Below are 23,990 nucleotides of genomic sequence, written 5' to 3' on the forward strand. Positions count from 1 at the left end.
CACGTGCGGTGACAGACAACACCGCATAGCGCTGTCCATTTCTGATTAAACCCACTTCAAGATCGGTTTTTATGTTGCACGCCCACGATATTGAAATGATTTGTGGCGCACGCCACGGCGATCCATTTGCAGTGCTGGGCCCCCACCCTGCAGATGCTGGCCAAACCTCGGTGCGTTGCTTTTTGCCAGGTGCCCAGAGCGTGGTCGTGGAATCAGCCAAGGGTGCGCTGCTGGGGCCGTTGGCGTTGCAAGACGCCGCTGGCTTCTTTGAAGGCACAGTGGCACTGACACCGGGCGCCGCATACCGATTGCAGGTGCAATGGGCCGATGGCCACAGCAGCATCCTGGACGACCCCTACCGCTTCCCCGTGGTACTGGCGGAAATGGACGTCTGGCTGCTGGGTGAAGGTACGCACCTGCGGCCGTATGAAGTACTGGGCGCGCAACCCTGTAGCATGGAAGGCGTGGCCGGCACCCGCTTTGCCGTATGGGCGCCCAATGCCAGTCGCGTCAGCGTAGTGGGCGACTTCAATTTCTGGGACGGCCGCTACCACCCCATGCGGTTGCGCCGCGAATGCGGCGTGTGGGAGCTGTTCCTGCCCGGTGTGCATGCCGGCAACAAATACAAATACGAAATTCGCACGCAGGACGGCCGCATACTGCCCGGCAAGGCCGACCCCTATGCCCTGCAGGCCGAATTGCGCCCCGCCACAGCCAGCATCGTGGCACCGCTGCCGCCCTTCGTGCCCGCATCCGCTGCCCGCAAACACGCCAACGCACTGGATGCGCCCATCAGCATTTACGAAGTGCACCTGGGCTCCTGGCAACGCAAGACCGAGGAAGGAAACCGCTGGCTGAATTGGGACGAACTCAGCGACAGCCTGGTGCCCTACGCACGCGACATGGGCTTCAGCCACATCGAGCTGCTACCCATCAGCGAGCACCCGTTCGACGGCTCCTGGGGCTACCAGCCGGTCGGCATGTACGCACCCACTGCCCGCTTCGGCGACCCGGCGGGTTTCGCCCGCTTCGTGGCCCGCTGCCATGCCGAGGGCCTGGGCCTGGTACTGGACTGGGTACCCGCCCACTTCCCCACCGATGCGCACGGCCTGGGCAACTTTGACGGCACGCACCTGTACGAATACGCCGACCCGCGCGAGGGCTTCCACAACGACTGGAACACCCTGATCTACAACCTGGGCCGTACCGAGGTCAGCAACTTCCTGGTCGGCAACAGCCTGTACTGGCTGGAGCGCTTCGGCGTCGACGGCCTGCGCGTGGATGCCGTGGCCTCCATGCTGTACCGCGACTACAGCCGCAAGGCTGGCGAGTGGATTCCGAATGTGCACGGCGGGCGCGAGAACCTGGAAACCATCGCCTTCCTCAAGCGCATGAATGAGGTGGTAGGCACCGAGCGGCCGCAAGCCATTACCCTGGCGGAAGAGTCCACAGCTTTCCCTTCCGTGTCTCGCCCGACCTATGCCGGCGGCCTGGGCTTTCACTACAAGTGGAATATGGGCTGGATGCACGACACGCTGGCCTATATGCAGCGCGACCCGATCTACCGCAAGCACCACCAGGGAGAAATCAGCTTCAGCCTGGTCTATGCTTTTACCGAGAACTTTGTGCTGCCCATTTCGCACGACGAAGTGGTGCACGGCAAGGGTTCGCTGCTGAACAAGATGCCGGGCGACCGCTGGCAGCAGTTCGCCAATTTACGTGCCTTCCTCGGCTATATGTTTGCCCACCCGGGCAAGAAGCTGCTGTTCATGGGCTGCGAATTCGCCCAAGACCGCGAATGGAACCACGACCAAAGCCTGGACTGGCATCTGCTGGAGCACGCGCCCCACGCTGGCATACAGCGCCTGGTGCGCGACCTGAACCACTTCTACACTGCCACCCCGGCGCTGTACCAGTTGGACTTCGTGCCAGAGGGCTTCCAGTGGATTGAGCACAACGATACCGAGCACTCGGTGCTGGCCTTCATACGCCGGGGCATGAACGCCACCTCGTTCATCGTTGTGGTGTGCAACTTCACCCCCAATGTCTGGAACGGCTACCGCCTGGGCGTACCGAGCGCCGGCACTTACCATGAAAAGCTGAACACCGATTCGGCCCACTACGGCGGCAGCAATGTAGGCACGCCACTGGGCACTGCCACAGCGGAAGATGTGGCCTGGCAAGGGTTCGCGCATTCTGTTGTGCTGAACTTGCCGCCTTTGGCTACAGTACTGCTGGAATGGACAGCCTGAAATCTCCCCCCGCCCCCCCGCCCCATGCGGCCAGGCTTAGCCTGACCCAAGGCCAACCCTGGCCCTTGGGTGCCAGCTTTGATGGCCTTGGCGTCAATTTCGCGGTGTTTTCCGCCCATGCCCAGGCCATGGACCTGTGCTTGTTCGATGCCACAGGCACGCAGGAACTGGCCCGCTTAAGGCTGCCCGCCCATACCAGCGATGTCTGGCACGGCTACCTGCCAGGCGCCCAGCCCGGCCAGGTGTATGGCCTACGCGCCCACGGCCCCTGGCGGCCCGACCGGGGCCACCGCTTCGACGCATCCAAGCTGCTGCTGGACCCCTATGCGCGCGACATCGTTGGCCAATTCGAGTGGCGCGACGAGCATTTCGCTGGCGACCGCCTGCACCCGCGCCATATGGACACACGCGATAACGCAGCATTTGCACTCAAAGCCCGCGTCACGCACGACCAGTTCGACTGGAGCGGCGACCACCCGCCACGCATAGCCCTGGCCGATTCGGTGATTTACGAGTGCCATGTCAAAGGCTTCTCGCGCCTGAATGACCAGGTGCCGCCAGCCCTGCGTGGCAGCTACGCCGGCCTGGCACACCCCGCCTCCATCGCCCACCTGAAGCGCCTGGGCGTGACGGCGGTCAGCCTGCTGCCGGTGCACTACGCAGTCAGCGAAGAGCGGCTCAGCGACATGGGCCTGAGCAACTACTGGGGCTACAACACCCTGGGTTTCTTCAGCGTGGACCCACGCATGGCCAGCGGCGTGGATAGCCTGTCGCCACGCGACGAGTTCCGCCGCATGGTCAAGACCCTGCACGCCGCCGGGCTGGAGGTGCTGCTGGACGTGGTCTACAACCACACGGCCGAATCGGGCGAAGACGGCCCCAACATCAGTTTTCGCGGGCTGGACAACCGCAGCTACTACCGCCTGCCGCCAGAAGCCCTGGCCTACTACGACAACTACTCCGGCTGCGGCAACACGCTAGACATACGCCAGCCACGCGTGCTGCAAATGGTGATGGACAGCCTGCGCTACTGGGTTGCGGACATGCATGTCGATGGCTTTCGCTTCGATTTGGCACCCGTGCTGGGCCGTACCGATACCGGTTTCGAGCGCGGCAGCGCCTTCTTCACCGCCGTGGCCCAAGATCCGGTACTGTCGCGCGTGAAAATGATCGCCGAGCCCTGGGACGTAGGCCCGGGCGGCTACCAGACCAGCAACTTTCCGCGCGGCTGGCTGGAGTGGAACGACCGCTTCCGCGACTGCATGCGCGGCTTCTGGGTGCAAACCGCCGCCGCGCCCGAAGCCGCCCTGCCCGACAACACCCGCGCCGACCTGGCCCTGCGCTTGTGCGGCTCCTCCGATATGTTCCAGCCGCGCCAGCGTGCACCGGCCGAATCGGTGAACTACGTGGTGTCGCACGACGGCTTTACCCTGCGCGACCTGCTGAGCTACAACCACCGCCACAACGAAGCCAATGGCGAGAGCAACCGCGACGGCCATGGCCACAACCTGAACTTCAACTGCGGTGCCGAAGGCCCGAGCGACGACCCCGTGGTCAACACCTTGCGCGGGCGGCTGCAGCGCGCCCTGCTTGCTACTACTTTACTAGCACAAGGCACACCATTGATCTGCGCTGGCGATGAATTGGGCCATACCCAGGGCGGCAACAACAACCCCTATTGCCAAGACAACCCGACCACCTGGATCAACTGGTCCGAGGCCGACGACGACCTGATCGCCTTCACGGCCCGCGTCATCGCGCTGCGCCGCCAGGCCCTGCCCTTCGCCAACCAGTGGTACAGCGGTGTGGCCGACGCGCTGGGCCTGCACGACCTGGCCTGGCTGCGCGGCAGCGGCCGGCCGCTGGAAGGTGATGGTTGGCGCGACCCCCACTACCGCTCGCTGGGCTGCCTCATAGGCCGGCCCGGCCGGGCCAAAGCACCTTTGCTGCTGCTGGTGAATGCTGGCCATACCGACGACCCGTTCTGGCTGCCCGCCGGCGTCTGGCAAGTTGTCCTGGATAGCAGCCAACCACAGGGCCGATCCAAGTGGGTCGGCCAGGGCGAAGTGATGTTCCAGCTACCAGCGCACAGCCTGGTGCTGTTGGCCGCAGCAGGCTCCGGCATTACGCCGTAGACGCTACTCGCTACTGGCGCGCGCCTTCCAGCGTGCGGCCTGCCATGCGCGACAAAATGCCCAGGGGGCTTTGCGAGGGATCGTACTGGTGCTGGGGCGGAATGAAAAAGGTCTGCTCCATCATGAACTGGCCCTGGTCCACCGCATGCAGGGTCTGGTCGGAAAAGCACACCCAGGTGCTGCCCGGGGCAAAGGCCACAACGGTCTTGGGCGCTTCCTTCTGGTAGACCATGTCGCGCTTCATCTTGTCGTGCAGCTGCAGCATCATGTGGTCGTATTCGCTGCGCAAGGACTTTGTGATGCGCATGCTGCGCAGCAAACGCGCCTTCCAGGGGCTGTACGGCGGCAGCTGGGGCCAGAACTTCTGCACCATGTCTTCGAACGGCTCGCCCACGCGCCACACGCGCGGCTGCTCAGGGTTGACGTTGCTGAACACCCGCAGGATGCGCTCGCCCCGGTTCGGCCGGGACGGAAAAGCATCCACGTGCAGGCGTTTATCATCAGCGCGCCAGGACTGCTTGCGCGAGGCCACCTCGGTCGGTCGGAAGCTGGTGGGCTCCATGCGCAGATAAGCACTGTAGCGCGGGAACAAGTCCTGCACCAGCTGCACCGCCTGGTGGCGGTAGCGGCGCATCATCGCATCCAGCAGGGCCAGCTCATCCGGCGAACCCAGTGCGCCCTTCACCTGGCCCTGTGGCGGCTGACTGATATTGCGTGCCTTGGGATCGCGCATATCGGGGCGCAGCAAGCTCTGCTCGGCCGGCGACATGGTGAACGCCATGGACGGAAAATACAGAACCCCGCCGCTTTCCAGCGCCCGGGTCAGTTTTGCTTCGGTGGGACGGCCAGACCAGTGGGCGCCAGGGACTTCGACGATGGGTTGGTGCATAACTTCATTTTCCCTGAGAATTGCCCCGCGCCAAGCCAGGCTGCGCATAAATTGTGGACGGAAATGAGGCCGTGCACAGCACGCCAATCACGGGTCCGAAAACGGCTAATCAGGGCCGGCGCCTGGCGTACCATGCCCTCTATGACACCTGACAGCACCAGCCGCTTTGACGATACCTGCTACCGCGCCATGCAGGCGCGGGACGCCCGCTTTGACGGCTGCTTTTTCACCGGCGTAACCTCCACCGGCATCTACTGCCGGCCAGTGTGCAGCGTGAAAACACCCAAGCGCGAAAACTGCCGCTTCTTTGGCCACGCAGCCCAGGCCGAGCATGCGGGCTTTCGCCCCTGCCTGCGCTGCCGGCCCGAGCTGGCGCCGCACTCGCTGGTGTGGTCGTTCCAGGACGCCACCACCATCCTTGCCCAGCAGGCCGCCCGCCTGCTGGACGACCCGCAAAGCTGGAGCGACAACAGCAATATCTCGGTGGCCCAGTTGGCGGCGCGCCTGGGCGTCAGCGACCGGCATTTGCGCCGTATCTTCGAGGCCCAGCTGGGCGTGTCGCCCCTGCAATACCTGCAGACCCGGCGCCTGCTGGTAGCCAAGCAGTTGCTGGCCGACACCCAGTTGCCCATGGCCCAGATTGCCCTGGCCAGCGGCTTTGCCAGCGTGCGCCGTTTCAACGCCGTGTTCATGGAACGCTACCAGCTCAACCCCAGCCAGCTGCGGCGCCAGGGCACCCAGCCTGCAGCCCAGGGCGGCACGGCCATCAAGCTCGGCTACCGCCCGCCGTATGACGTGGCCGCCATGTTGGGATTTTTGCGCAAGCGCCAGATAGACGCTATTGAATCCATAGCTACCAGCGCAGATGAATCGTGCGCCACACGCACTTTTGGCTTGGATTCTGGCGGCAAGATCCACAGCGGCTGGCTGCGCGCCGAGTTCGTTCCCGGCCAGACCCATGTGCTGCTGCACGTCAGCGAATCGCTGCTGAGCGTGCTGCCGCAGGTGATACGCCGGGTACGCGCCTGGCTGGACCTGGACGCCGACCCCAAGGCCATCAACCCAGTGCTGCACAGCGACTTCCCCAGCGGCGACGGCCTGCGCGTACCCGGCACACTGGATGGCTTTGAGCTGGCCGTGCGCGCCGTGCTGGGCCAGCAGATCACCGTGGCCGCCGCCCGCACCCTGGCCCAGCGCCTGGTGGAACAGTTTGGCGAACCGCTGGAAACACCCGTGCCGGGGCTGAACCGGCTCTTCCCCTCCGCCCAGGTGCTGGCCCGACTAAGCGGCGATGCGCTGGGCGCCCTGGGCGTCGTGCGCCAGCGGCAAAACGCCATTCTGGCCCTGGCCCGCGCCGTGGCCGACGGGCAGCTGCGGCTGTGCGGCAGCGGCCCCATACACGCCACCATGGCCCAGCTGCGCGAACTGCCCGGCATCGGCGACTGGACCGCCCAGTACATCGCCATGCGCGCGCTGCGCTGGCCCGATGCATTCCCGGCCGGCGACGTGGCCCTGCACAAAGCCCTGGGCGTGCAGCAGGAGCCGAATGTGCGCCTGGCCGCACGCGCGGCCGAAGCTGCCTCCCAGGCCTGGAAGCCCTGGCGCAGCTACGCCGTGCTGCGCGCCTGGGCCGAGCTGCCCGCACCGGCCGCTAACCCCCAACCCGTTGCTACCAAAAAAGTAGCTGCTGCCGCTTGATTTACCTGCGCCAAAGGCTTGTTTGATATGAAATTCCCATCCCACACGGTGCAAAGCCGTTTCGACTCACCGCTAGGGCCTATGCTGGCCGCCGCCAGCGAGCAAGGCCTGTGCGGCCTGTGGTTTGCAGAAGGCCAGCGCCATCTGCCGGATATGTCGGGCTGGCCGGTGGCGCAACAGCACCCGGTGCTGCTGCACACCCAGGCCTTTATGCAGGCTTATTTTGAGGGCGACACCAGCAGCTTCAACCTGCCGCTGGACCTGCGCAGCGGCACAGAATTCCAACAGGCTGTGTGGCAGGCCCTGCTGCGCATCCCCAGTGGCGCCAGCACCACCTATGGCGCCTTGAGCTTCGGCCTGGGCCGGCCCAGCGCGGTGCGCGCCGTAGCCGGTGCGGTGGGGCGCAACCCCATCAGCATCATCGTGCCCTGCCACCGGGTGCTGGGCTCGGACGGCTCGCTCACCGGCTATGCCGGCGGGCTAGAGCGCAAGACCGCGCTGCTGCAGCTGGAAGCCAAGCGCCAGGCGGTGCTACTGTGAGTGCGGTGCCTCAATCTCTTGCCAAGCCCTGGCTGCTGGACTTCGTGGCACTGGCCTCCATCTGGGGGGCCTCGTTCCTGTTCATGCGCATCGCCACGGTGGAAATCGGCGCCGTACCGACCGCCGCAGTGCGCGTGGCCATTGCCTCGCTGGCCCTGCTGCCGCTGTTGTGGCTGCGCGGGCTGATGCCCTCCCTGCGCCAGCACTGGAAGCCGGTGCTGCTGATTGGCATGCTGAATTCGGGCATTCCGTTCGCGCTGTTTTCGTTTGCGCTGCTGTCCATCACCACCGGGCTGTCGGCCATTCTGAATGCCACCGTGCCGCTGTTCGGCGCCCTCATCGCCTGGGCCTGGCTAAAGGACCGGCCAAACAGCTCGCGCAGCCTGGGCCTGGTGATTGGTTTTGTAGGTGTCGCCCTGCTGGCCTGGGACAAAGCCAGCTTCAAGCCCGACGCCCATGGCATCGCCCCCGGCTGGGCCGTGCTGGCCTGCCTGCTGGCCTCCATTTGCTACGGCATCAGCGGCAGCTACACCAAACGCTTTCTCACCGGCGTACCGCCCCTGGTCACCGCCACCGGCAGCCAGGTCGGCGCTACGCTGGGCCTGGCACTGCCCGCGCTGTGGCTCTGGCCGGCCCAATGGCCCAGCACCCACGCCATGCTGGCCCTGCTGGTGCTGGGCGTGGTGTGCACCGGCCTGGCCTACATCCTGTTCTTCCGCTTGATCAGCAACATCGGCCCCGGCAAGGCGCTGACAGTAACCTTCGTAGTGCCGGTGTTCGCGGTGTTCTACGGTGCGGTGCTGCTGGGCGAGACGCTGACACCCTGGATGCTGGGCTGCGGCCTGGTGGTGGTGTGCGGCACGGCCCTGTCCACCGGACTGGTCAGTCTGCCGAAACGCAAAAAATAGCACCGGGAGCGGCGGAGCCTTCGCCTTCCCGCATTGCATAGAGGCCATTTGCAGCGGTCTTCGACACTCTATTGAAAGTCAAATTCAAAGTGCTATATAAAAAATAGCTACCAGCGCAGGTAATACCTGTGCTAGCGATCTAAAAGGCACCAAGAACTGCCCCACAAACCAGGGCCCCTCCGCCCGGGTCCTTAGCAGCCACACCCTGTCGCGCACCCATCGGCAGCCAAGTCAACGGTACCTTGCGCATGGAGGTGCGGTGCGACGTCTGCCCACTGGCAGGCTTGGGCGGGGTCACGGTTGAACGCCCAGGAGTGTGTAGGGCTTGGCTGAGCTTCCACCTTTTGCGTGGCGCGCCTGTTGACGGGCCGGCAGTACCCGCCAAAAATGAGCTCCACCATCACACGCCACTGCTGGCAACCACCACCCGCATGGAAAACACAAAAGCCGCCGAAAGACCCAATCCCTTCGCCGCGCTGATAGGCGTATCTTCGTTGTTGGCGGCTTTGCTGTATGTGGCCGGCTTCGCCTACCGCTGGAGTTATTACTACAACTTCGGTGTGCAGCACCTAGTGTTCAAGCTCGGCTTCCAGTCTTTCCTGATCGCCGCTTTCGAGCTGATGCGCACGCCGCGCAACCTGGTCATGCTGCTGCTTTGGGTGGCTGTGCCGGTGCTGGTGATAAACCTGGTGCTGGCAGCCATCTCGGCGGGGCTCTCGGCTGCGGCGACGTCGGCGCATGCGGGTGGGCGCGCCATCGGCCGTGGTGCGGCATACCTGGGTTGGCCCTCACCGCTGTTGGCGGATCTGTTGCGGGCCGGGGTGATCGTTTATGCGGTCTACAACGTCGCGTCGATGATTGGTTATGAGACTTTCCTGGCGCATGCCCGCATGGATCCGCACCATCCGCTGCCCGCTGTCACCGCGGTTTTTGGCGGCGCCAAAGATGGCCCGGTGGCCGCGCTGGCCTGTGGTGCGACAGCCGACGCGGCCACGCTGGCCACCTTCATTGGCGATGGCCAGCGGCTGCAGGAGTTGCAGCGTTTTTTCCGGACCTGCAACGACCGCGAGGTGAGCTGGCGCCTGCTCTACCGCGACGACGACGAGGTTTATCTGTTCGCCGCGCGACCTGCCGACGCAACCGATAGGCGGCCGTTGACGCTGGTGTTGCCCAACCGCGGCAATGTGGTGCTGGTCCTTGAATAGGAGGCAAACATGCTGAAACTTGACTCCCGCGGATTGCGTCAGGCGCTCTGGCTCGGATGGGCCCTGGCCACTGGCATGGCGCAGGCCGCAGACGTGGCGCTGAACCTCACGCAACCGGACCGCTACGCGATGCGCCGCGTGGACGTGCAACGCGTCGACGGCAGTTCGCTGGCCGGTGTGCGCCACATTGCCGGCTTCGATGCGGTGAGCAGGAACTTCACGCTGGAGGTGCCGGGCAAGGGCATGGTTCCGTTGGCGGCCAGCGACCTCAAGGCGCTGGTGTTTGAGCAGATACCGGCCCGGGGATCGCCCATGGTGCAGGCCTGCGTGGCTACCGTGCTGGCCCAAAAAGGGGCCACCCAGCAGCTGACTCTACGCGCTGATGCCATGCGTATCGAGGAAGAGAGTCTGGTAGTGGACAACTCGGCACTGCCACCATTGCCCACGGCGAACGACCGTGCCGAAGTTTTACGGATCACCTACGACCCGGCCCTGGCGTCATTCAGCGTGACCGTGCAAGTGGTCAACTATGAAGTGCAGTCTGGCAACTGCGGAACAAACGGGGCGACGAGCGGGAAGGCGCTGCCTTAACCTGGATCATTGCGCCAGAAGGCTTTCGGGTTTGGGGCGTCGATAGCGAAAAGCGGCCCCAGCGAGGACTGGTTTTGCCGGGTTTGCAGGCCCATAGCCCCGCTATGGGACAAAAAGACGGTGAAAGCGCTGCTCCCATAAAAATGGACCGCTGCGGTCCCTTTGCAGCCGACGCTTGCCAAGTCCGACAGGCTCCTAGGAGCAACCCGCATTCGCAGCTTATTTACACCCCGTACAATCCGCTTCCTCACGCATTCAAAGCGCTTTGGAGAAGCTTCTATGCCCGCCCCCTCGTCTGCCCCATTGCGCCAGTTTTGGCAGCAGCTCTACCCCGGCCAGCCCACCGCACAGCTGGACGCCTTCCTCGCCGAGCTGCAGCAAGCCGCCGCCCAGGCCAGCCCGCCGCCGCCTGCCACCTGGTTCAAGGAGGTGGTGGTGTATTCGCTGTACGTGGACCTGTTCAACAAGGACTTCAAGGGCCTACGCGACCGCCTGCCCTATCTGCAGGACCTGGGCGTCACCTGCCTGTGGCTGCTGCCGATACTCGACTCGCCCATGCGCGACGCAGGCTTTGACATCAGCGACTACACCCGCATCCGCAGCGAACTGGTGGGCGGCAGCGACACTGCGGCCCAGGCTACGTTTGCCGAATTCCTGGCCGAGGCGCACCGCCGCAATATCCGCGTGATCTTCGACGTGGCGATGAACCACTGCTCAGACCAGCACCACTGGTTCCAAGAAGCCCGCAAGGGGCCGGACAACCCCTACCGCGACTACTTCATCTGGAGCGACACAACAGAGCGCTACAAGGAAGCGCGCATCATCTTCAAAGGCATGATGCCGAGCAACTGGCACCCATTGCCTAGTTCCGATGGTCAGCCCGGCACCTATTTCTTCCACCGCTTCTTCGACTCGCAGCCGGACCTGAACTACCGCAACCCCGAGGTGCTGCTGGCCATGTGCCGGGTGCTGTTGTTCTGGGTAGCGCAGGGGGTGGACGGCTTCCGTGCCGACGCCATTCCCTACCTGTGGAAGGAAGAAGGCACGATTTGCGAAAACCTGCCGGGCACGCACACCATCATCAAGTTCTTCCGCGCCGTGCTGGACACCGTGCGCCCCGGCACCATCCTGCTGGCCGAAGCCTGCCAGCCGCCGGCCGAGGTGGTCACCTATTTCGGCGACAGCGACGAATGCCAGGCCGCCTACCATTTCCCGGTGATGCCGCGCATCTACCTGGCGCTGGCCCAGGGCTCGGCAAAACCGATTGTCGAAACCTTATCCTCCAACTTCACACCCGAGATTCCTGCCGACTGCGGCTGGTTCTCCTTCCTGCGCTGCCACGACGAGCTGACGCTGGAGATGGTGACGCCCGAGGAGCGCAAAGCCATCCATGCGGCCTACTGCCTGCAGCCGGAATGGGACTTCCGCCAGGGCGAAGGCATAGCGGCGCGGCTGGTGGACCTGTTCCGCCACGATCCGGCCGCCATCCTGCTGGCCTTCAGCATCAGCTTCACCCTGCTGGGCACGCCGGTGATCTTCTACGGCGATGAATTCGCCAAGCCGAATGACGACCAGTTCCAGCGAGAGCAGGAGGCCCTGACCGGCTACCAGGACGCACGCTACCGCGTGCGCGGCGCGGTGGACTGGCCTGCGGTGGACAAAGCCCTGGCCACGCCCGGCAGCCTGCCGGCGCACATCCATGGTGCTGTGCGCGCCATGCTGACCGTACGCCGCGGCCAACCCGCACTGAGCGGTGGCAGCTTCCAGCCCGTGCCCGGTCTGGCCGACAGCGTGCTGGCCTATGTGCGCGCCAACGGCGACAGCCGGGTGCTGGTGCTGCAAAACCTGGGCGACACTGCGGTGGACATCGCCCTGCCAGCGGATCTGGCTAGCATCCACTGGCAATCCGTGTATGGTGGGCACGAGCTGGCACGCGGCGCGCTTACGCTAGCACCCAAGGGCTTTGGCTGGTTTGCCGCCTGAAATATCCACCCTTCTTACCAGGACCCGCGCACCATGGCATCCGATCTTCTGAACCAACGCACTTCGGGCGTGCTGCTGCACCCCACGTCTCTGCCAGGCCCGCATGGCTGCGGCGATTTCGGACCGAACGCCTACTATTTTGTGGACTGGCTGGAAGTGGCCGGCCAGACGCTATGGCAGACGCTGCCGCTGGGCCCTATCGGCCCGGGCGACTCGCCGTACATGGGCAGCTCGGCCTTCGCCGGCAACCCCTTGTTCGTGGCGTTTGAGCCGCTGCAGGAGCGCGGCTGGATAGGCGCTGCATCGCTGAAAGCCGACTTCAACGCCCAAAAGATTGACTACAGCCAGGTCGTGCCCTGGCGCCTGGCCCGCCTGCGCGAGGCCTTTGCCGGCTTTCAGCAAACCGCCGAGCCGGAAGACCAGCAGGCATTCCAGGCCTGGCTGCAGGCCGAGGTCAGCTGGGTGGACGACTACACCCTGTTCATGGCACTGGACCAGGCGCACAGCCCAGCGCTGTGGCCGGACTGGCCGGCTCCGTTGGCCCAGCGCGACCCGGCCGCACTGGCGCAGGCACGCAGCCAGCATGCGCAGGAAATCGCCTTCTGGGGCTTTGTGCAATGGCAGTTTGATGTGCAGTGGAAACGGCTCAAGGGCTACGCCAACCAGAAGAACATCCACCTGGTGGGCGACCTGCCCATCTTCATCGCCCACCACTCCAGCGACTGCTGGTCCCGCCCGGATCTGTATGAACTGGACCCGCAGGGCAACCCGAATGTGATCGCCGGAGTGCCGCCCGACTTCTTCTCGGAAACCGGCCAGCGCTGGGGCAACCCGCTGTACAACTGGAAGGCCATGCAGGCCGACGGTTACCGCTGGTGGATAGAGCGCGTGAAGCGCCAGCTGAGCCTGGCCGACGTGGTGCGCATCGACCATTTCCGCGGCTTTGTGGGTTACTGGGAAATCCCCGCCAGCGAACCCACAGCCGTCAAAGGCCGCTGGATGCCGGGGCCAGACTACGAACTGTTCGCCGCCATCGAAGCCGCGCTCGGCAAGCTGCCCATCATCGCGGAAGACCTGGGTGTCATCACGCCCGAAGTGGTGGCGCTGCGCCAGCGCGCGGGCTTCCCCGGCATGCGCATACTACAGTTCGCGTTCTCGGACGATGCAGCCAACAACTTCCTGCCGCACAACTATGCGCGCGACACGGTCGTCTACAGCGGCACGCACGACAACGACACGGTCAAAGGCTGGTGGGCCGACTGCACCGAACGCGAACGCGCCTATGCCGGCGAGTACCTGCACACCGACGGACATGATGTGCACTGGGCCATGGTGCGCGCCTGCGCGCAATCAGTGGCCAACCACGCGCTGTGCCAGTTCCAGGACGTACTGGGCCTGGACGGCAGCCACCGCATGAACACCCCGGGCACCGTGGGCTGCTGGACCTGGCGTTTCCAGTGGGAATGGGTGGGCAGCGAGGCCGCAGAGCGCCTGGCGCACATCACCGCCGCCAGCGGACGCACGCGCTTTGATAGACTGCCTCTGCCAGCCTATCCCGAAGGTAAAAACAAGCCGTAGATGGCCTCTAGCTGCCGTGCCGTGGCGCTTGGGGGACACTACATTTTTAATAGCTACTCCCGCAGGCTCTATGTGCGTCAAACGCATATTCGGCTTGAAACTTGCAGACCCCGAACGCTATGAGCAACTCCGCCCTCCTCTCCCTGGCTGCGGCCCTGGTCTGTGCCGTCATCGGCCTGTTCACCGCATTCGCTGGCCTGATTGCCCACAAGGCGGCCAAAGCCGCCAGCGCGGCCAGCATGGCCTGCGAACGCATGCTGCGCCTGATGGAGGTGCGCGAGGCCGTCGCCGCCGCCAGCGCAGTCCATATGGAGGCCGAACGGGCACAGCAGCAGGCCGCAGAACTTAGCCGCGCCTATGGGCTGATGGGCTTGTTCACCACCTCTGGCGAGCTGGACGCGCACCAGTCGCAGCTGGCCGCCGATGCCAAGGCCGATCTGGCCGGAGAAATCGCCGCCCATGCGCAGCGCTTCATCCACTCCCGCAACGAGCTGGAAGAACAGCCGGTGCACGACATCGACCGTTCACTGACCGAGTTCCAGCACGCACTGACAGAAATCCGCCGGCTGCGCAAAGAGGTGGAAGAAGAACAGGCAACCGTGGCACGCAAGCACACCACCTACACCTGAGACGGGTAATCGCAGCGGCTTGTATGTTCAAGACATCGGGCGGCGCTGCCACCAACCCAGCAGCTCATTGCCCACCAGCGCGGCCACAACCAGGGTACCGCCCAGCAGAACGCGCGGATCGGGTGCCTCGTTGGCACCCAGCCAGGCCAGGGCAATGCCAAACAGCACTTCCAGCAACTGCAGCAGGGACACCTCGGGCGCCTTCAACACCCGAGCGCACCATACCGACAGCACGCATGGAATGGCCAGCTGCACCGAGCCCAGCAGGGCCAGCAAGCCCATATCGTGCGCGGTCGCCTGGAAAGGCAAAGCCAAAGGCAGGGTCAAAGCCGACGAAATCAAGGCCCCCACCAGTACCGAAGGCACCAGGTCCACATCATGGCCCTGTGCCCGGCTGCGCTGCAGCACGGTCCAGTTCACCGCGCCGGCAATCGGTACGCACAAGGCGACCAGCGAGCCCAGCAACTGCTCCATCCCACCCTCCAGCGAGAGCTGTGCACCATACATGGTGGCGATACCCACGCCCGCCACGGCAATCGCCGTCCAGGTGCGCATGGGCAAACGGTGGCCAATCACGAAGCGGGCCAGCAATGCAGTGAACAAAGGCCCCAGCGCCATGGTGACCAGCACATTGGCCACCGGGCTCATGCTCAGAGCCAGCATAAAGGCAGTAAACATCACCGCCCAGCACACACCCGACAACCACAGCGAAACGCCGCCCCGGGCGATCTTGGTAAAGACCGCACGGCCCTGCAGGATGGGCAAAATCACCAGCAACGACAACACTGTGAAGGCGCTACGCCAAAAAGTGATTTCAAAGCTGTGGGCAGACTCCAGGTGGCGGGTGGTAACCCCTGCGATGGACCACATCAGGGTCACCAAAACCATCATGAACAAGGCGCGGGCGTGGGATAAATGCATGCCCTATTGTCGCCTGCCGCAGCACCTGCCTAGACAACGTAACCTAAGCTGCGGGATGCGCCAAACCGGTCAGGCCCATGCGCCGGCACAAGGCATGCGCCGTCTGGTACAGGCTGCGCACTTGCCGCGCCGCGTCCGCGCAGGCGTCGGCGCTATAGTCCAGCCCAGCGCGTTCAACCTGCCCGGCCAGGGCAGCCAGAGCATGAAAGCCCAGGCTGGCACAGCCACCCTTGAAGGCATGGGCCACCTCTTGCAAGCGCGCCGTATCGGCCGCGTCCAGGCATGCCACCAGGGTATTGAAGCTGCGAGACTCGTCGTTGAAAAAGCTGTCCAGCAAGGAGCGGTAGCCGTCCAGGGAAATCGCCACGCAAACCTCGCCCAGCATGGGCATATCCAAGTGCCGGGCCACATCTTCCGAACGGAAGCGCCGTGGTTCGGCCGGTGCAGGCGGGGCCACCGTTGCAGCCTCTTGCGCAGGAGCGCGGCTGTCCATCAGGCCGAAGCGCTGCTGCAGCAAGGATTCGATCTGGTCCATTCGCACCGGCTTGGACAGGAAATCGTCCATGCCCGCTGCCAGCGCACGCTCACGGGATTCGGCAAAGACATCGGCCGTCAAAGCCACGATGTAGACGCGGGACGCCGCACCACCACCCGCGCGCAACGCCTGGGTGGCCTGCAGACCGTCCAACACGGGCATGTGCACATCCATGAACAACACATCGGGCGCGGCACGCCGTACCTCGGCCACGGCCTGTTCGCCATCCTCCACGAAGCGGATGCGGTGGCCCAGCCGAAGCAGCAAGCCCTCCATGTACTTGCGGTTCACCGGGTGGTCTTCAGCGACCAGGATGTCCAGGCCGCCGATGATGCCGTACTGGGTCGCATGCGCAGGTAGCACCGCGGGCGCCTGCTCGGTACCCTGCGGAGCCGGCACGCAGGGCAATAGCAGTGCCAGGCTGAACTGGCTGCCCCGGCCGGGCTGGCTCTGCACCGTAATATCGCCTCCCATCAGCCGGGCCAGGCTGCGGGAAATTTCCAGGCCCAGACCGGTGCCCCCGAAACGGCGGGAAATACTGGCGTCACCTTGCGAAAAGCGCAGGAACAGGCTGTCCAGCGTGGCGGCGTCCATACCTATACCCTGGTCGCTGACGCACAGCCGCAGCGCTACGGAATGCGCAGGTGCGGCATCGCCCTGAGGTTCGCAGTCCACACTCAGCAGAATGCGGCCCTGGGCGCTGAACTTGATGGCGTTGGACACCAGGTTCAGCAAGATCTGCTTGATGCGTGTACCGTCGGCCTGCACCCAATCGGGCAGCGGGCTATGCAATTCCAGCGCGAACTCCAGGTGCTTCTCCTTGGCCAGCGGGCCCATCAGGGCATCTACATCGTGCAACAGCCGGATCAATTGCACAGGTGAAGGATTGATGGCCATCTTGCCCACGTCCAGGGCCGACACGTCCAGAATGTCATTCAACAAAGCCAGCAAATGGTTGGCCGAGCCGCGCACGGTGGCGACATAGTCAGCCTGTCGCGCATTCAGTCGCGTTTCCTCCAGCAGCCCCAGCATGCCCAAAATACCATTGAAAGGCGTGCGCAACTCGTGGCTCATATTCGCCAGAAACTGGCTCTTACCGCGGTTGGCGCTCTCGGCCATGCGGTTGGCCTCTACCAGATCATCGGTCAAACGCTTCAAGGCTAAGCGCTCCTCTTCCTGCCGGCGATGCCGGACCACCAGGGCACCGGATGCCACCAACAACACGATCAGCTGTGCCAGCGTAAGCCAGACGATCATATTGTTCTGCCACAGCAGCGTGGTGCCCTGTCCCTCCAGCTGCAGTGATACCTGGCTGTTTGCAACCATGCTCAGTGCTTGTACCTCGGGCCCCATGGCATTGAATTCCCGCAGCAAATCAGTCAATGCCTGAGGGTCCGGATCTGGCTGCTCCAACACGCTATCGGTCTGCGCCACCAGCTGTTCCATGCGGGGAATGACCGCCACGTATTCAGGCCGCCCCTGGAGGATGGCAATGCTGGGGTTGTCACGCAACAAACCCAGGCGACTCACGAAGATGTTCAGCCGCAGATTCAGCTCATCCATGTCCGGTGGTTCACGGCTTTTGACCCGGCTGTCCAGCACCTGGCGAAAACGCAAAAATTCGCGCTCAAACTGAAAGGCCATGGCCGTGATCGAATCATTTCCCAAATGGCTGTTTTGCCGTATTGCCTGCCGCTGCGTCAGCTGTAGCACCAGCATTACCGCCATGGCCAGCGCCATGCCGACCGTCACTACGGCGACCCAGAGCAAATAACGGTGGTAATTCGTACGCCCAAACATCAAGGGAGTCCCATTCGAAATGCGTCCACCTGGACCATCCAAGCACACAACCATGGTAACGCGTGCCCGCCATGCAGCAAAACATGCCACGCATGAAAAAACCCCGGCACGCCATGACGGCGCCCGGGGCTTCCAAGAGAGCACCATCTTGCGATGGCTGCTCGGAATCAGGGTTTAACGGCCTGCGCGCTTACGGTCGCTTTCCTTCAGATGGCGCTTGCGCAGACGCACCGACTTGGGCGTGATTTCGACCAGTTCGTCGTCTTCGATGAACTCAACGCCATACTCCAGCGTCAGCTCGATCGGAGGCGTGATCTTGACCGCATCTTCCTTGCCGGACACGCGGAAGTTGGTCAGTTGCTTGGTACGCGTAGCATTCACCACCAGGTCGTTGTCACGGCTGTGGATACCGACGATCATGCCTTCATACACAGGGTCGTTGGCGCGCACGAACATGCGGCCGCGGTCGTCCAGCTTGCCCAGGGCATAGGTGAAGATTTCACCGTCGTCCATGGAGATCAGCACACCGTTCTTGCGGCCGCCGATGTCGCCCTTGTGCGGCTCGTAGCTGTCGAAGATGTTGGAGATCAGGCCGGAACCACGGGTCAAGTTCAGGAATTCATTGGAGAAACCGATCAGGCCACGGGCCGGGATGCGGTACTCCAGGCGCACACGGCCACGGCCGTCCGGCTCCATATTGACCAGTTCACCCTTGCGCTCGCCCAAGGCCTGCATCACGCCGCCCTGGTGCTGTTCTTCGATATCGGCCGTCACCAGCTCGATAGGTTCGTGCTTCTCGCCATTGATGTCCTTGAACATCACGCGTGGCTTGGACACTGCCATCTCATAGCCTTCACGGCGCATGTTTTCCAGCAGGATGGTCAGGTGCAATTCACCACGGCCCATCACTTCAAAGATACCTTCTTCGTCGGTTTCGTTGACGCGCAAAGCCACGTTGTGTTGCAGTTCCTTTTGCAGACGGTCCCAGATCTGGCGGCTGGTTACGAACTTGCCTTCACGGCCGGCCAGCGGGCTGGTGTTGACGCAGAAGTTCATGGTCAGCGTGGGCTCGTCCACTTTCAGCATGGGCAGTGGTGCGGGCTTCAGCGGATCGGTCACGGTCACACCAATACCGATGTCGGCAATACCGTTGATCAGCACGATTTCACCGGGGCCGGCTTCCGTGGCTTGCACGCGTTCCAGACCTTGGAAGGTCAGCACTTGGTTGATACGGCCCTTGACGACCTTGCCGTCCGGACCTTCCATGACCACCACGTCCATATTGGGCTTGATCGTGCCTTGACCGATGCGGCCCACGCCGATACGGCCCACGAAGGTGGAGAAGTCGAGTGCGGAAATTTGCAGCTGCAGAGGAGCTTCAGGGTCGCCGCTTTGCGATGGCACGTGCTTTAGCACGGTGTTGAACAGGGCCGACATGTCGGGGCCCCATTGCTCGCCAGGAGCACCCTCTTCCAGCGAGGTCCAGCCGTTGATGCCGGAAGCGTAAACCACCGGGAAGTCGAGTTGCTCGTCGGTCGCACCCAGCTTGTCGAACAGGTCGAAAGCGGCGTTCACCACGTGCTGGGGACGGGCACCGGGCTTGTCCACCTTGTTCACCACCAGAATCGGCTTCAGGCCCAGGGCCAGCGCCTTCTTGGTCACGAAACGGGTTTGCGGCATAGGGCCTTCTTGTGCGTCGATCAACAGCACAACGCCATCGACCATGGACAAGGCGCGTTCGACTTCACCACCGAAATCCGCGTGACCGGGGGTATCAACGATGTTGATGTGCGTGCCTTCCCAGCTCACTGCGCAGTTCTTGGCCAGAATCGTGATGCCACGTTCTTTTTCGATGGCGTTGTTGTCCATCACGGTGTCAACCACTTTTTCGTGCTCGGCAAAGGTGCCGGACTGGCGCAGCAGTTGGTCAACCATGGTGGTTTTGCCATGGTCAACGTGGGCGATGATCGCTATGTTACGGATTTGTTTAGTGCTCATATTTCTCTACTCCTAAATCGAATGGCTCTCTGCTTTTTGCGCCTGGGCCAGAATCTGACCTATGTCCAGCGGGCTTAGCAGTCGCCCTGGTATCAATTCACCGTCCTTCACCTGTGCCGTTCCCAGCAAGGTGGCGGGGCTGTCGCCGTATACCGCCACATGGGCAGCATCGGGCCAGTCACCCCGGCGGCGCACGCCGCTCAGAAACCGCCCCGCATTCTGCGTGTCCAACATGACACGCTGGTGCTGCGCCAACAACGCATCCACCGGCAGCAGGCAGTCCAGGCGCTGGTCTTCCGTCATGGCCTCCAGCTCCGCCAAAGTGACGCACTGCGCTATCCCGAAATCACCGGTCGCAATGCGGCGCAATGCCGTCAGATGCGCACCGCAACCGAGTGCCTCACCAATATCTTCACCCAGCGTGCGAATGTAGGTGCCCTTGCTGCACTTAGCTACGATTTCTATAGCATCCAGCGCAGATTCCGTCTGCGCTAAAGTCACTTTTAATTCAAAAATCTCGACATCCCGCGCCGGTCGCTCAATCTCCACCCCGGCACGCGCGTACTCGTACAAGGGCCTGCCGTCCTTCTTCAAGGCGCTGTACATGGGCGGCACCTGCCGGATCGGGCCTGTGAACTGCTTCTCCACGGCCACCACCTGTTCGGGGCTGACATGCACCGGCCGCGTCTCGATCACATCGCCTTCGGCATCGCCGGTAGAGGTTTTCACCCCCAGCCGGGCTACTGCCAGGTAGGTCTTGTCAGCATCCAGATGCAGCTGACTGAACTTGGTCGCCGCGCCAAAACACAGGGGCAGCACACCGGTGGCCAAGGGGTCCAAGGTACCGGTATGGCCGGCCTTCTCGGCGCGCAGCAGCCATTTCACTTTTTGCAGCGCATCATTGCTGGACAGGCCCAAAGGCTTGTCCAGCAGCAGCACCCCATGCACGGGACGCCTGGCAACCCGTACACGTGGCGTTGCGGTCATGGGGCTCAGTCTTCCTTGGCCCGGGATGCCACCGCGCGCGCAATCAGCGCGTTCATATCGGCGGCTTTCTCGGTCGTCCGGTCAAAGTGAAAGTGCAAAGTCGGCACAGTATGGATGTGCAAGCGCTTGAACAAACCAGCACGCAGAAAGCCTGCGGCCTGGTTCAAACCCTCGGTACATTCGTCCGGGTTGCCCGTCAGCACGCTGAAGAAAACCTTGGCGTGCGCGTAGTCGGGCGTAACCTCCACCCCCTGGATGGTGACCATGCCCACCCGCGGGTCTTTCAACTCGCGGGCGATCAGCTCCGTCAGATCCCGCTGAATCTGGTCGGAGACTTTGAGGCTGCGGTTTGGCGCAGCGGCTTTGCGTTTCACCATTACAGGGTACGGGCGATTTCTTTGATCTCAAAGAACTCCAACTGGTCGCCCACGGCGATGTCGTTGTAGTTCTTGAGCTTGATACCGCACTCGAAGCCTTCGCGCACTTCGCGGACATCGTCCTTGACACGCTTGAGCGAGTCAATTTCACCGGTGTAGATGACGATGTTTTCGCGCAGCAAGCGGAAGCGTGCACTACGATTGACCGAGCCGTTGGTAACCATACAGCCTGCGACTGTACCGATCTTGGAAGCCACGAACACGGTGCGAATCTCGGCCATACCGATGACTTCTTCACGTTGCTCGGGCGCCAGCATGCCGGCCATGGCAGCCTTCAACTCATCCACGGCGTCGTAAATGATGTTGTAGTACTTCACGTCCACAGCATTGCCTTCGGCCAGCTTGCGGGCACCGGCATCGGCGCGCACATTGAAGCCGATCACGATAGCCTTGGACGCAATCGCCAGGTTGATATCGGACTCGCTGATACCACCCACAGCGGCGTACACCATCTGGATCTTGACTTCGTCGGTCGACAGCTTGAGCAGCGATGCAGCCAAAGCTTCCTGCGAACCCTGCACATCGGCCTTGACGATGATAGGCAGTACCTTGACTTCGCCCGCCGTCATGTCCGTGAACATAGTCTCCAACTTGGCGGCTTGTAGCTTGGCCAGCTTGGTATTGCGGAACTTGCCGGCACGGTAGGTGGCGATTTCACGGGCCCGGCGCTCGTCCGGCAGAACCATGAACTCATCACCCGCCTGTGGCACTTCGGTCAGACCCTGGATTTCCACCGGGATCGATGGACCAGCCGACTTGGAGGGACGGCCGTTTTCATCCAGCATGGCGCGCACACGGCCATAGGTCGAACCTGCCAGCACGATGTCGCCGGTTTTCAGCGTACCCGACTGCACCAGCACGGTGGCCACAGGGCCCTTACCCTTGTCCAGACGCGCTTCGATTACCAGACCCTTGGCCATGGCATCCACCGGTGCCTTCAGCTCCAGCACTTCGGCCTGCAGCAGCACTTGCTCCAGCAGTTCGTCAATGCCCTGGCCGGTCTTGGCCGACACCGCAACGAATGGCGAGTTGCCACCGAAGTCTTCAGGGATCACGTCTTCCACCACCAGCTCGTTCTTCACGCGCTCGGGATTGGAATCAGGCTTGTCGATCTTGTTGATGGCAACCACGATGGGCACACCAGCCGCTTTCGCATGCTTGATAGCTTCCTTGGTTTGCGGCATCACACCGTCGTCGGCAGCCACCACCAGAATCACGATATCGGTTGCCTGGGCTCCACGGGCACGCATGGCGGTAAACGCCTCGTGGCCCGGGGTATCCAGGAAGGACACCATACCGCGCGGGGTTTCCACGTGGTAGGCGCCAATGTGCTGGGTAATGCCACCGGCTTCACCCGATGCTACTTTGGCACGGCGGATGTAATCCAGCAGAGAAGTCTTACCGTGGTCCACGTGACCCATGACGGTCACCACAGGTGCGCGCGGCAAAGCTTCGGAATCCTGCTGCGACACTTCGTCGTCGGTGAAGGCTTCTGGATCGTCCAGTGCCGCCACCACCGCCTTGTGGCCCATTTCCTCGACCACGATCATGGCCGTATCCTGGTCCAGCGGCTGGTTGATGGAGACCATCTGACCCAGCTTCATCAGGTGCTTGATCACCTCGGAGGCCTTCACCGCCATCTTGTGGGCCAGTTCGGCCACGGTGATGGTTTCAGGCACGTGCACCTCAATGATGCGCGCTTCCACCGGCGCTTGTTGCGCGTGGTCGTCATGCTGGTCGCGGTCATTGCTGCCACGGCGACCACGCGGTCCACCACGCCAGTTGCCACGGCCACCGACGCCACCGCTGGAATCGCCACGGGTGGGCAGTGGTTTCTTCTTGGCGGGATCTGCCCAGCTGCTCGACAGCTTGGCCGACTTGACTTCCTTACCTGCACCAGCGCCGGTAGTTGCTGGCGCTGGCGCCGGCTTGGCCGGAGCTGCACCGGCAGCGGGCTTGTGCAAGGTGCCCTTCATGCCGGCCTTGGCCGCGTCAGCGGTTGCAGGCTTGGCCACAGGCTTGGGCTCTTCCGGTTTCTTGGCGACCAACACCTTCTTGGGCGTGGACATCATCAAACGGATGGCGGCAGCTTCTGCTTCGGCCTTGCGGCGGCGGTCTCCCAGATCCACCACGCGGGCGGCTTCTTCGTCTGCACGGGCCTTGGCCTCGGCAGCGACCTTGGCGCGGGCATCCGCCTCGGCCTGGGCCTTGGCTTGGGCCGCAGCAGCGTCGGCTTGCGCCTTGGCCTGGGCAGCAGCTTCAGCTGCGGCGTTGATGTTTTGTCCAACGGCAGACAGAGGCGGCGTGGGCGCAGCCGCTTTTTGTTGTTCAGCCTGGGCACGTGCTGCAGCCTTGGCCGCCGCTTCTGCTTCAGCTTCTGCCTTTTCAGCAGCAGCCCGTTCACGCGCTTCCTGCTCTTCACGCTGGCGGCGCTTTTCGATCAGTTCTTCTTCCTGACGGCGCATCAGCTCAGCCTGGCGGCGAGCTTCTTCCTCACGGCGGGCCAATTCAGCTTCTTCTGCCGCGTTGCTGGACGGAACTTCCAGTTCAGCCTCTAGCACAGCGCCCTCGGGGCTCGCGTCCATGCCTTCATCACGCTTGATGAAGGTGCGCTTTTTGCGCACCTCGACCTGGATGGTGCGAGCACGACCGGTTGAATCGGCCTGCTTGATTTCGCTGGTGGATTTCTTCACCAAGGTAATTTTCTTGCGTTCCAGAGTAGCAGTGCCATGGCTGGCCTGCAGATAGCCCAACAAGCGTTGCTTGTCGGACTCGCTCAGAACGTCAGACACAGCAGCTTTGGCAACACCGGCACCCCGGAGTTGTTCCAGCAGGGTGTCAGGGGATTTTTTGAGTTCAGCAGCAAACTCGGCGACGGTAGTAGTGGACATGTATTGTGTGACC

Annotated in this window: 17 protein-coding genes; 10 read left to right on the top strand and 7 right to left on the bottom strand. The window is 63.1% G+C overall.

Translation table 11 applies throughout. The annotated features are described in order from the left end of the window. Positions 1-71 precede the first annotated feature (71 nt). The gene (gene glgB / locus AC07O2_RS13510; protein WP_495076257.1) at positions 72-2,252 is read left to right on the top strand and encodes a 1,4-alpha-glucan branching protein GlgB; all 2,181 of its coding nucleotides are present in this window, start codon (positions 72-74) and stop codon (positions 2,250-2,252) included. Beyond that, positions 2,240-4,387, top strand: a complete 2,148-nt coding sequence (gene glgX / locus AC07O2_RS13515) for a glycogen debranching protein GlgX (RefSeq protein ID WP_495076258.1) — start codon at positions 2,240-2,242, stop codon at positions 4,385-4,387. The genes glgB and glgX overlap by 13 nt, the downstream gene beginning before the upstream one ends. Before the next feature lie 10 nt (positions 4,388-4,397). Here glgX and kdoO read toward each other — a convergent pair whose 3' ends face one another. Next, a complete protein-coding gene (gene kdoO / locus AC07O2_RS13520; protein WP_495076259.1) occupies positions 4,398-5,276 on the bottom strand; it encodes a Kdo hydroxylase KdoO in 879 nt (292 codons plus the stop codon). Positions 5,277-5,417: 141 nt separating this feature from the next. Between kdoO and AC07O2_RS13525 the strand changes: the two genes are divergently transcribed. From AC07O2_RS13525 to AC07O2_RS13560, 8 genes are all read left to right on the top strand, one after another. Further along, positions 5,418-6,974: a DNA-3-methyladenine glycosylase 2 family protein gene (locus tag AC07O2_RS13525; protein ID WP_495076325.1), complete on the top strand. Its 1,557-nt coding sequence runs from the start codon at positions 5,418-5,420 to the stop codon at positions 6,972-6,974. A gap of 27 nt (positions 6,975-7,001) precedes the next feature. Continuing rightward, positions 7,002-7,514, top strand: a complete 513-nt coding sequence (locus tag AC07O2_RS13530; protein WP_495076260.1) for a methylated-DNA--[protein]-cysteine S-methyltransferase — start codon at positions 7,002-7,004, stop codon at positions 7,512-7,514. 5 nt (positions 7,515-7,519) lie between these two features. Then, a complete protein-coding gene (locus AC07O2_RS13535; protein WP_495076261.1) occupies positions 7,520-8,422 on the top strand; it encodes a DMT family transporter in 903 nt (300 codons plus the stop codon). A 431-nt stretch (positions 8,423-8,853) separates the two neighbouring features. Further along, complete coding sequence (locus AC07O2_RS13540) at positions 8,854-9,627, top strand: hypothetical protein (RefSeq protein WP_495076262.1); 774 nt, start codon at positions 8,854-8,856, stop codon at positions 9,625-9,627. Between the two features lie 75 nt (positions 9,628-9,702). Further along, positions 9,703-10,218 (top strand): hypothetical protein, encoded by a 516-nt coding sequence (locus tag AC07O2_RS13545; RefSeq protein WP_495076263.1) that lies wholly within the window; start codon positions 9,703-9,705, stop codon positions 10,216-10,218. Positions 10,219-10,497: 279 nt separating this feature from the next. Beyond that, positions 10,498-12,201: an alpha-amylase family glycosyl hydrolase gene (locus AC07O2_RS13550; RefSeq protein ID WP_495076264.1), complete on the top strand. Its 1,704-nt coding sequence runs from the start codon at positions 10,498-10,500 to the stop codon at positions 12,199-12,201. 33 nt (positions 12,202-12,234) lie between these two features. Continuing rightward, positions 12,235-13,779, top strand: a complete 1,545-nt coding sequence (gene malQ, locus AC07O2_RS13555; RefSeq protein WP_495076265.1) for a 4-alpha-glucanotransferase — start codon at positions 12,235-12,237, stop codon at positions 13,777-13,779. Between the two features lie 119 nt (positions 13,780-13,898). Further along, complete coding sequence (locus AC07O2_RS13560; RefSeq protein ID WP_495076266.1) at positions 13,899-14,408, top strand: hypothetical protein; 510 nt, start codon at positions 13,899-13,901, stop codon at positions 14,406-14,408. 27 nt (positions 14,409-14,435) lie between these two features. On the opposite strand, the gene AC07O2_RS13565 is transcribed toward AC07O2_RS13560, so the two are convergent. From AC07O2_RS13565 to infB, 6 genes are all read right to left on the bottom strand, one after another. Beyond that, complete coding sequence (locus AC07O2_RS13565) at positions 14,436-15,329, bottom strand: DMT family transporter (RefSeq protein ID WP_495076267.1); 894 nt, start codon at positions 15,327-15,329, stop codon at positions 14,436-14,438. A 43-nt stretch (positions 15,330-15,372) separates the two neighbouring features. Then, on the bottom strand, positions 15,373-17,664 hold the full coding sequence (locus AC07O2_RS13570) for an ATP-binding protein (protein WP_495076268.1): 2,292 nt from the start codon (positions 17,662-17,664) through the stop codon (positions 15,373-15,375). 174 nt (positions 17,665-17,838) lie between these two features. After that, the gene (gene typA / locus AC07O2_RS13575) at positions 17,839-19,662 is read right to left on the bottom strand and encodes a translational GTPase TypA (RefSeq protein WP_495076269.1); all 1,824 of its coding nucleotides are present in this window, start codon (positions 19,660-19,662) and stop codon (positions 17,839-17,841) included. Between the two features lie 12 nt (positions 19,663-19,674). Next, positions 19,675-20,649, bottom strand: a complete 975-nt coding sequence (truB, locus tag AC07O2_RS13580; protein ID WP_495076270.1) for a tRNA pseudouridine(55) synthase TruB — start codon at positions 20,647-20,649, stop codon at positions 19,675-19,677. Between the two features lie 5 nt (positions 20,650-20,654). Next, a complete protein-coding gene (gene rbfA, locus AC07O2_RS13585) occupies positions 20,655-21,026 on the bottom strand; it encodes a 30S ribosome-binding factor RbfA (RefSeq protein ID WP_490593799.1) in 372 nt (123 codons plus the stop codon). Continuing rightward, positions 21,026-23,977, bottom strand: a complete 2,952-nt coding sequence (infB, locus tag AC07O2_RS13590) for a translation initiation factor IF-2 (RefSeq protein WP_495076271.1) — start codon at positions 23,975-23,977, stop codon at positions 21,026-21,028. The genes rbfA and infB overlap by 1 nt, the downstream gene beginning before the upstream one ends. Between the last annotated feature and the right edge of the window lie 13 nt (positions 23,978-23,990).

It is taken from the genome of Rhodoferax sp. GW821-FHT10B06, assembly GCF_059415605.1.

What these genes read in the sequence shown, in the direction of transcription:
- glgB (WP_495076257.1), top strand. Translation starts at nt 72, where the DNA reads ATGTTGCACGCCCACGATATTGAAATGATTTGTGGCGCACGCCACGGC.
- glgX (WP_495076258.1), top strand. Translation starts at nt 2,240, where the DNA reads ATGGACAGCCTGAAATCTCCCCCCGCCCCCCCGCCCCATGCGGCCAGG.
- kdoO (WP_495076259.1), bottom strand. Translation starts at nt 5,276, where the DNA reads ATGCACCAACCCATCGTCGAAGTCCCTGGCGCCCACTGGTCTGGCCGT.
- AC07O2_RS13525 (WP_495076325.1), top strand. Translation starts at nt 5,418, where the DNA reads ATGACACCTGACAGCACCAGCCGCTTTGACGATACCTGCTACCGCGCC.
- AC07O2_RS13530 (WP_495076260.1), top strand. Translation starts at nt 7,002, where the DNA reads ATGAAATTCCCATCCCACACGGTGCAAAGCCGTTTCGACTCACCGCTA.
- AC07O2_RS13540 (WP_495076262.1), top strand. Translation starts at nt 8,854, where the DNA reads ATGGAAAACACAAAAGCCGCCGAAAGACCCAATCCCTTCGCCGCGCTG.
- AC07O2_RS13545 (WP_495076263.1), top strand. Translation starts at nt 9,703, where the DNA reads ATGGCGCAGGCCGCAGACGTGGCGCTGAACCTCACGCAACCGGACCGC.
- AC07O2_RS13550 (WP_495076264.1), top strand. Translation starts at nt 10,498, where the DNA reads ATGCCCGCCCCCTCGTCTGCCCCATTGCGCCAGTTTTGGCAGCAGCTC.
- malQ (WP_495076265.1), top strand. Translation starts at nt 12,235, where the DNA reads ATGGCATCCGATCTTCTGAACCAACGCACTTCGGGCGTGCTGCTGCAC.
- AC07O2_RS13560 (WP_495076266.1), top strand. Translation starts at nt 13,899, where the DNA reads ATGAGCAACTCCGCCCTCCTCTCCCTGGCTGCGGCCCTGGTCTGTGCC.
- AC07O2_RS13565 (WP_495076267.1), bottom strand. Translation starts at nt 15,329, where the DNA reads ATGCATTTATCCCACGCCCGCGCCTTGTTCATGATGGTTTTGGTGACC.
- AC07O2_RS13570 (WP_495076268.1), bottom strand. Translation starts at nt 17,664, where the DNA reads ATGTTTGGGCGTACGAATTACCACCGTTATTTGCTCTGGGTCGCCGTA.
- typA (WP_495076269.1), bottom strand. Translation starts at nt 19,662, where the DNA reads ATGAGCACTAAACAAATCCGTAACATAGCGATCATCGCCCACGTTGAC.
- truB (WP_495076270.1), bottom strand. Translation starts at nt 20,649, where the DNA reads ATGACCGCAACGCCACGTGTACGGGTTGCCAGGCGTCCCGTGCATGGG.
- rbfA (WP_490593799.1), bottom strand. Translation starts at nt 21,026, where the DNA reads ATGGTGAAACGCAAAGCCGCTGCGCCAAACCGCAGCCTCAAAGTCTCC.
- infB (WP_495076271.1), bottom strand. Translation starts at nt 23,977, where the DNA reads ATGTCCACTACTACCGTCGCCGAGTTTGCTGCTGAACTCAAAAAATCC.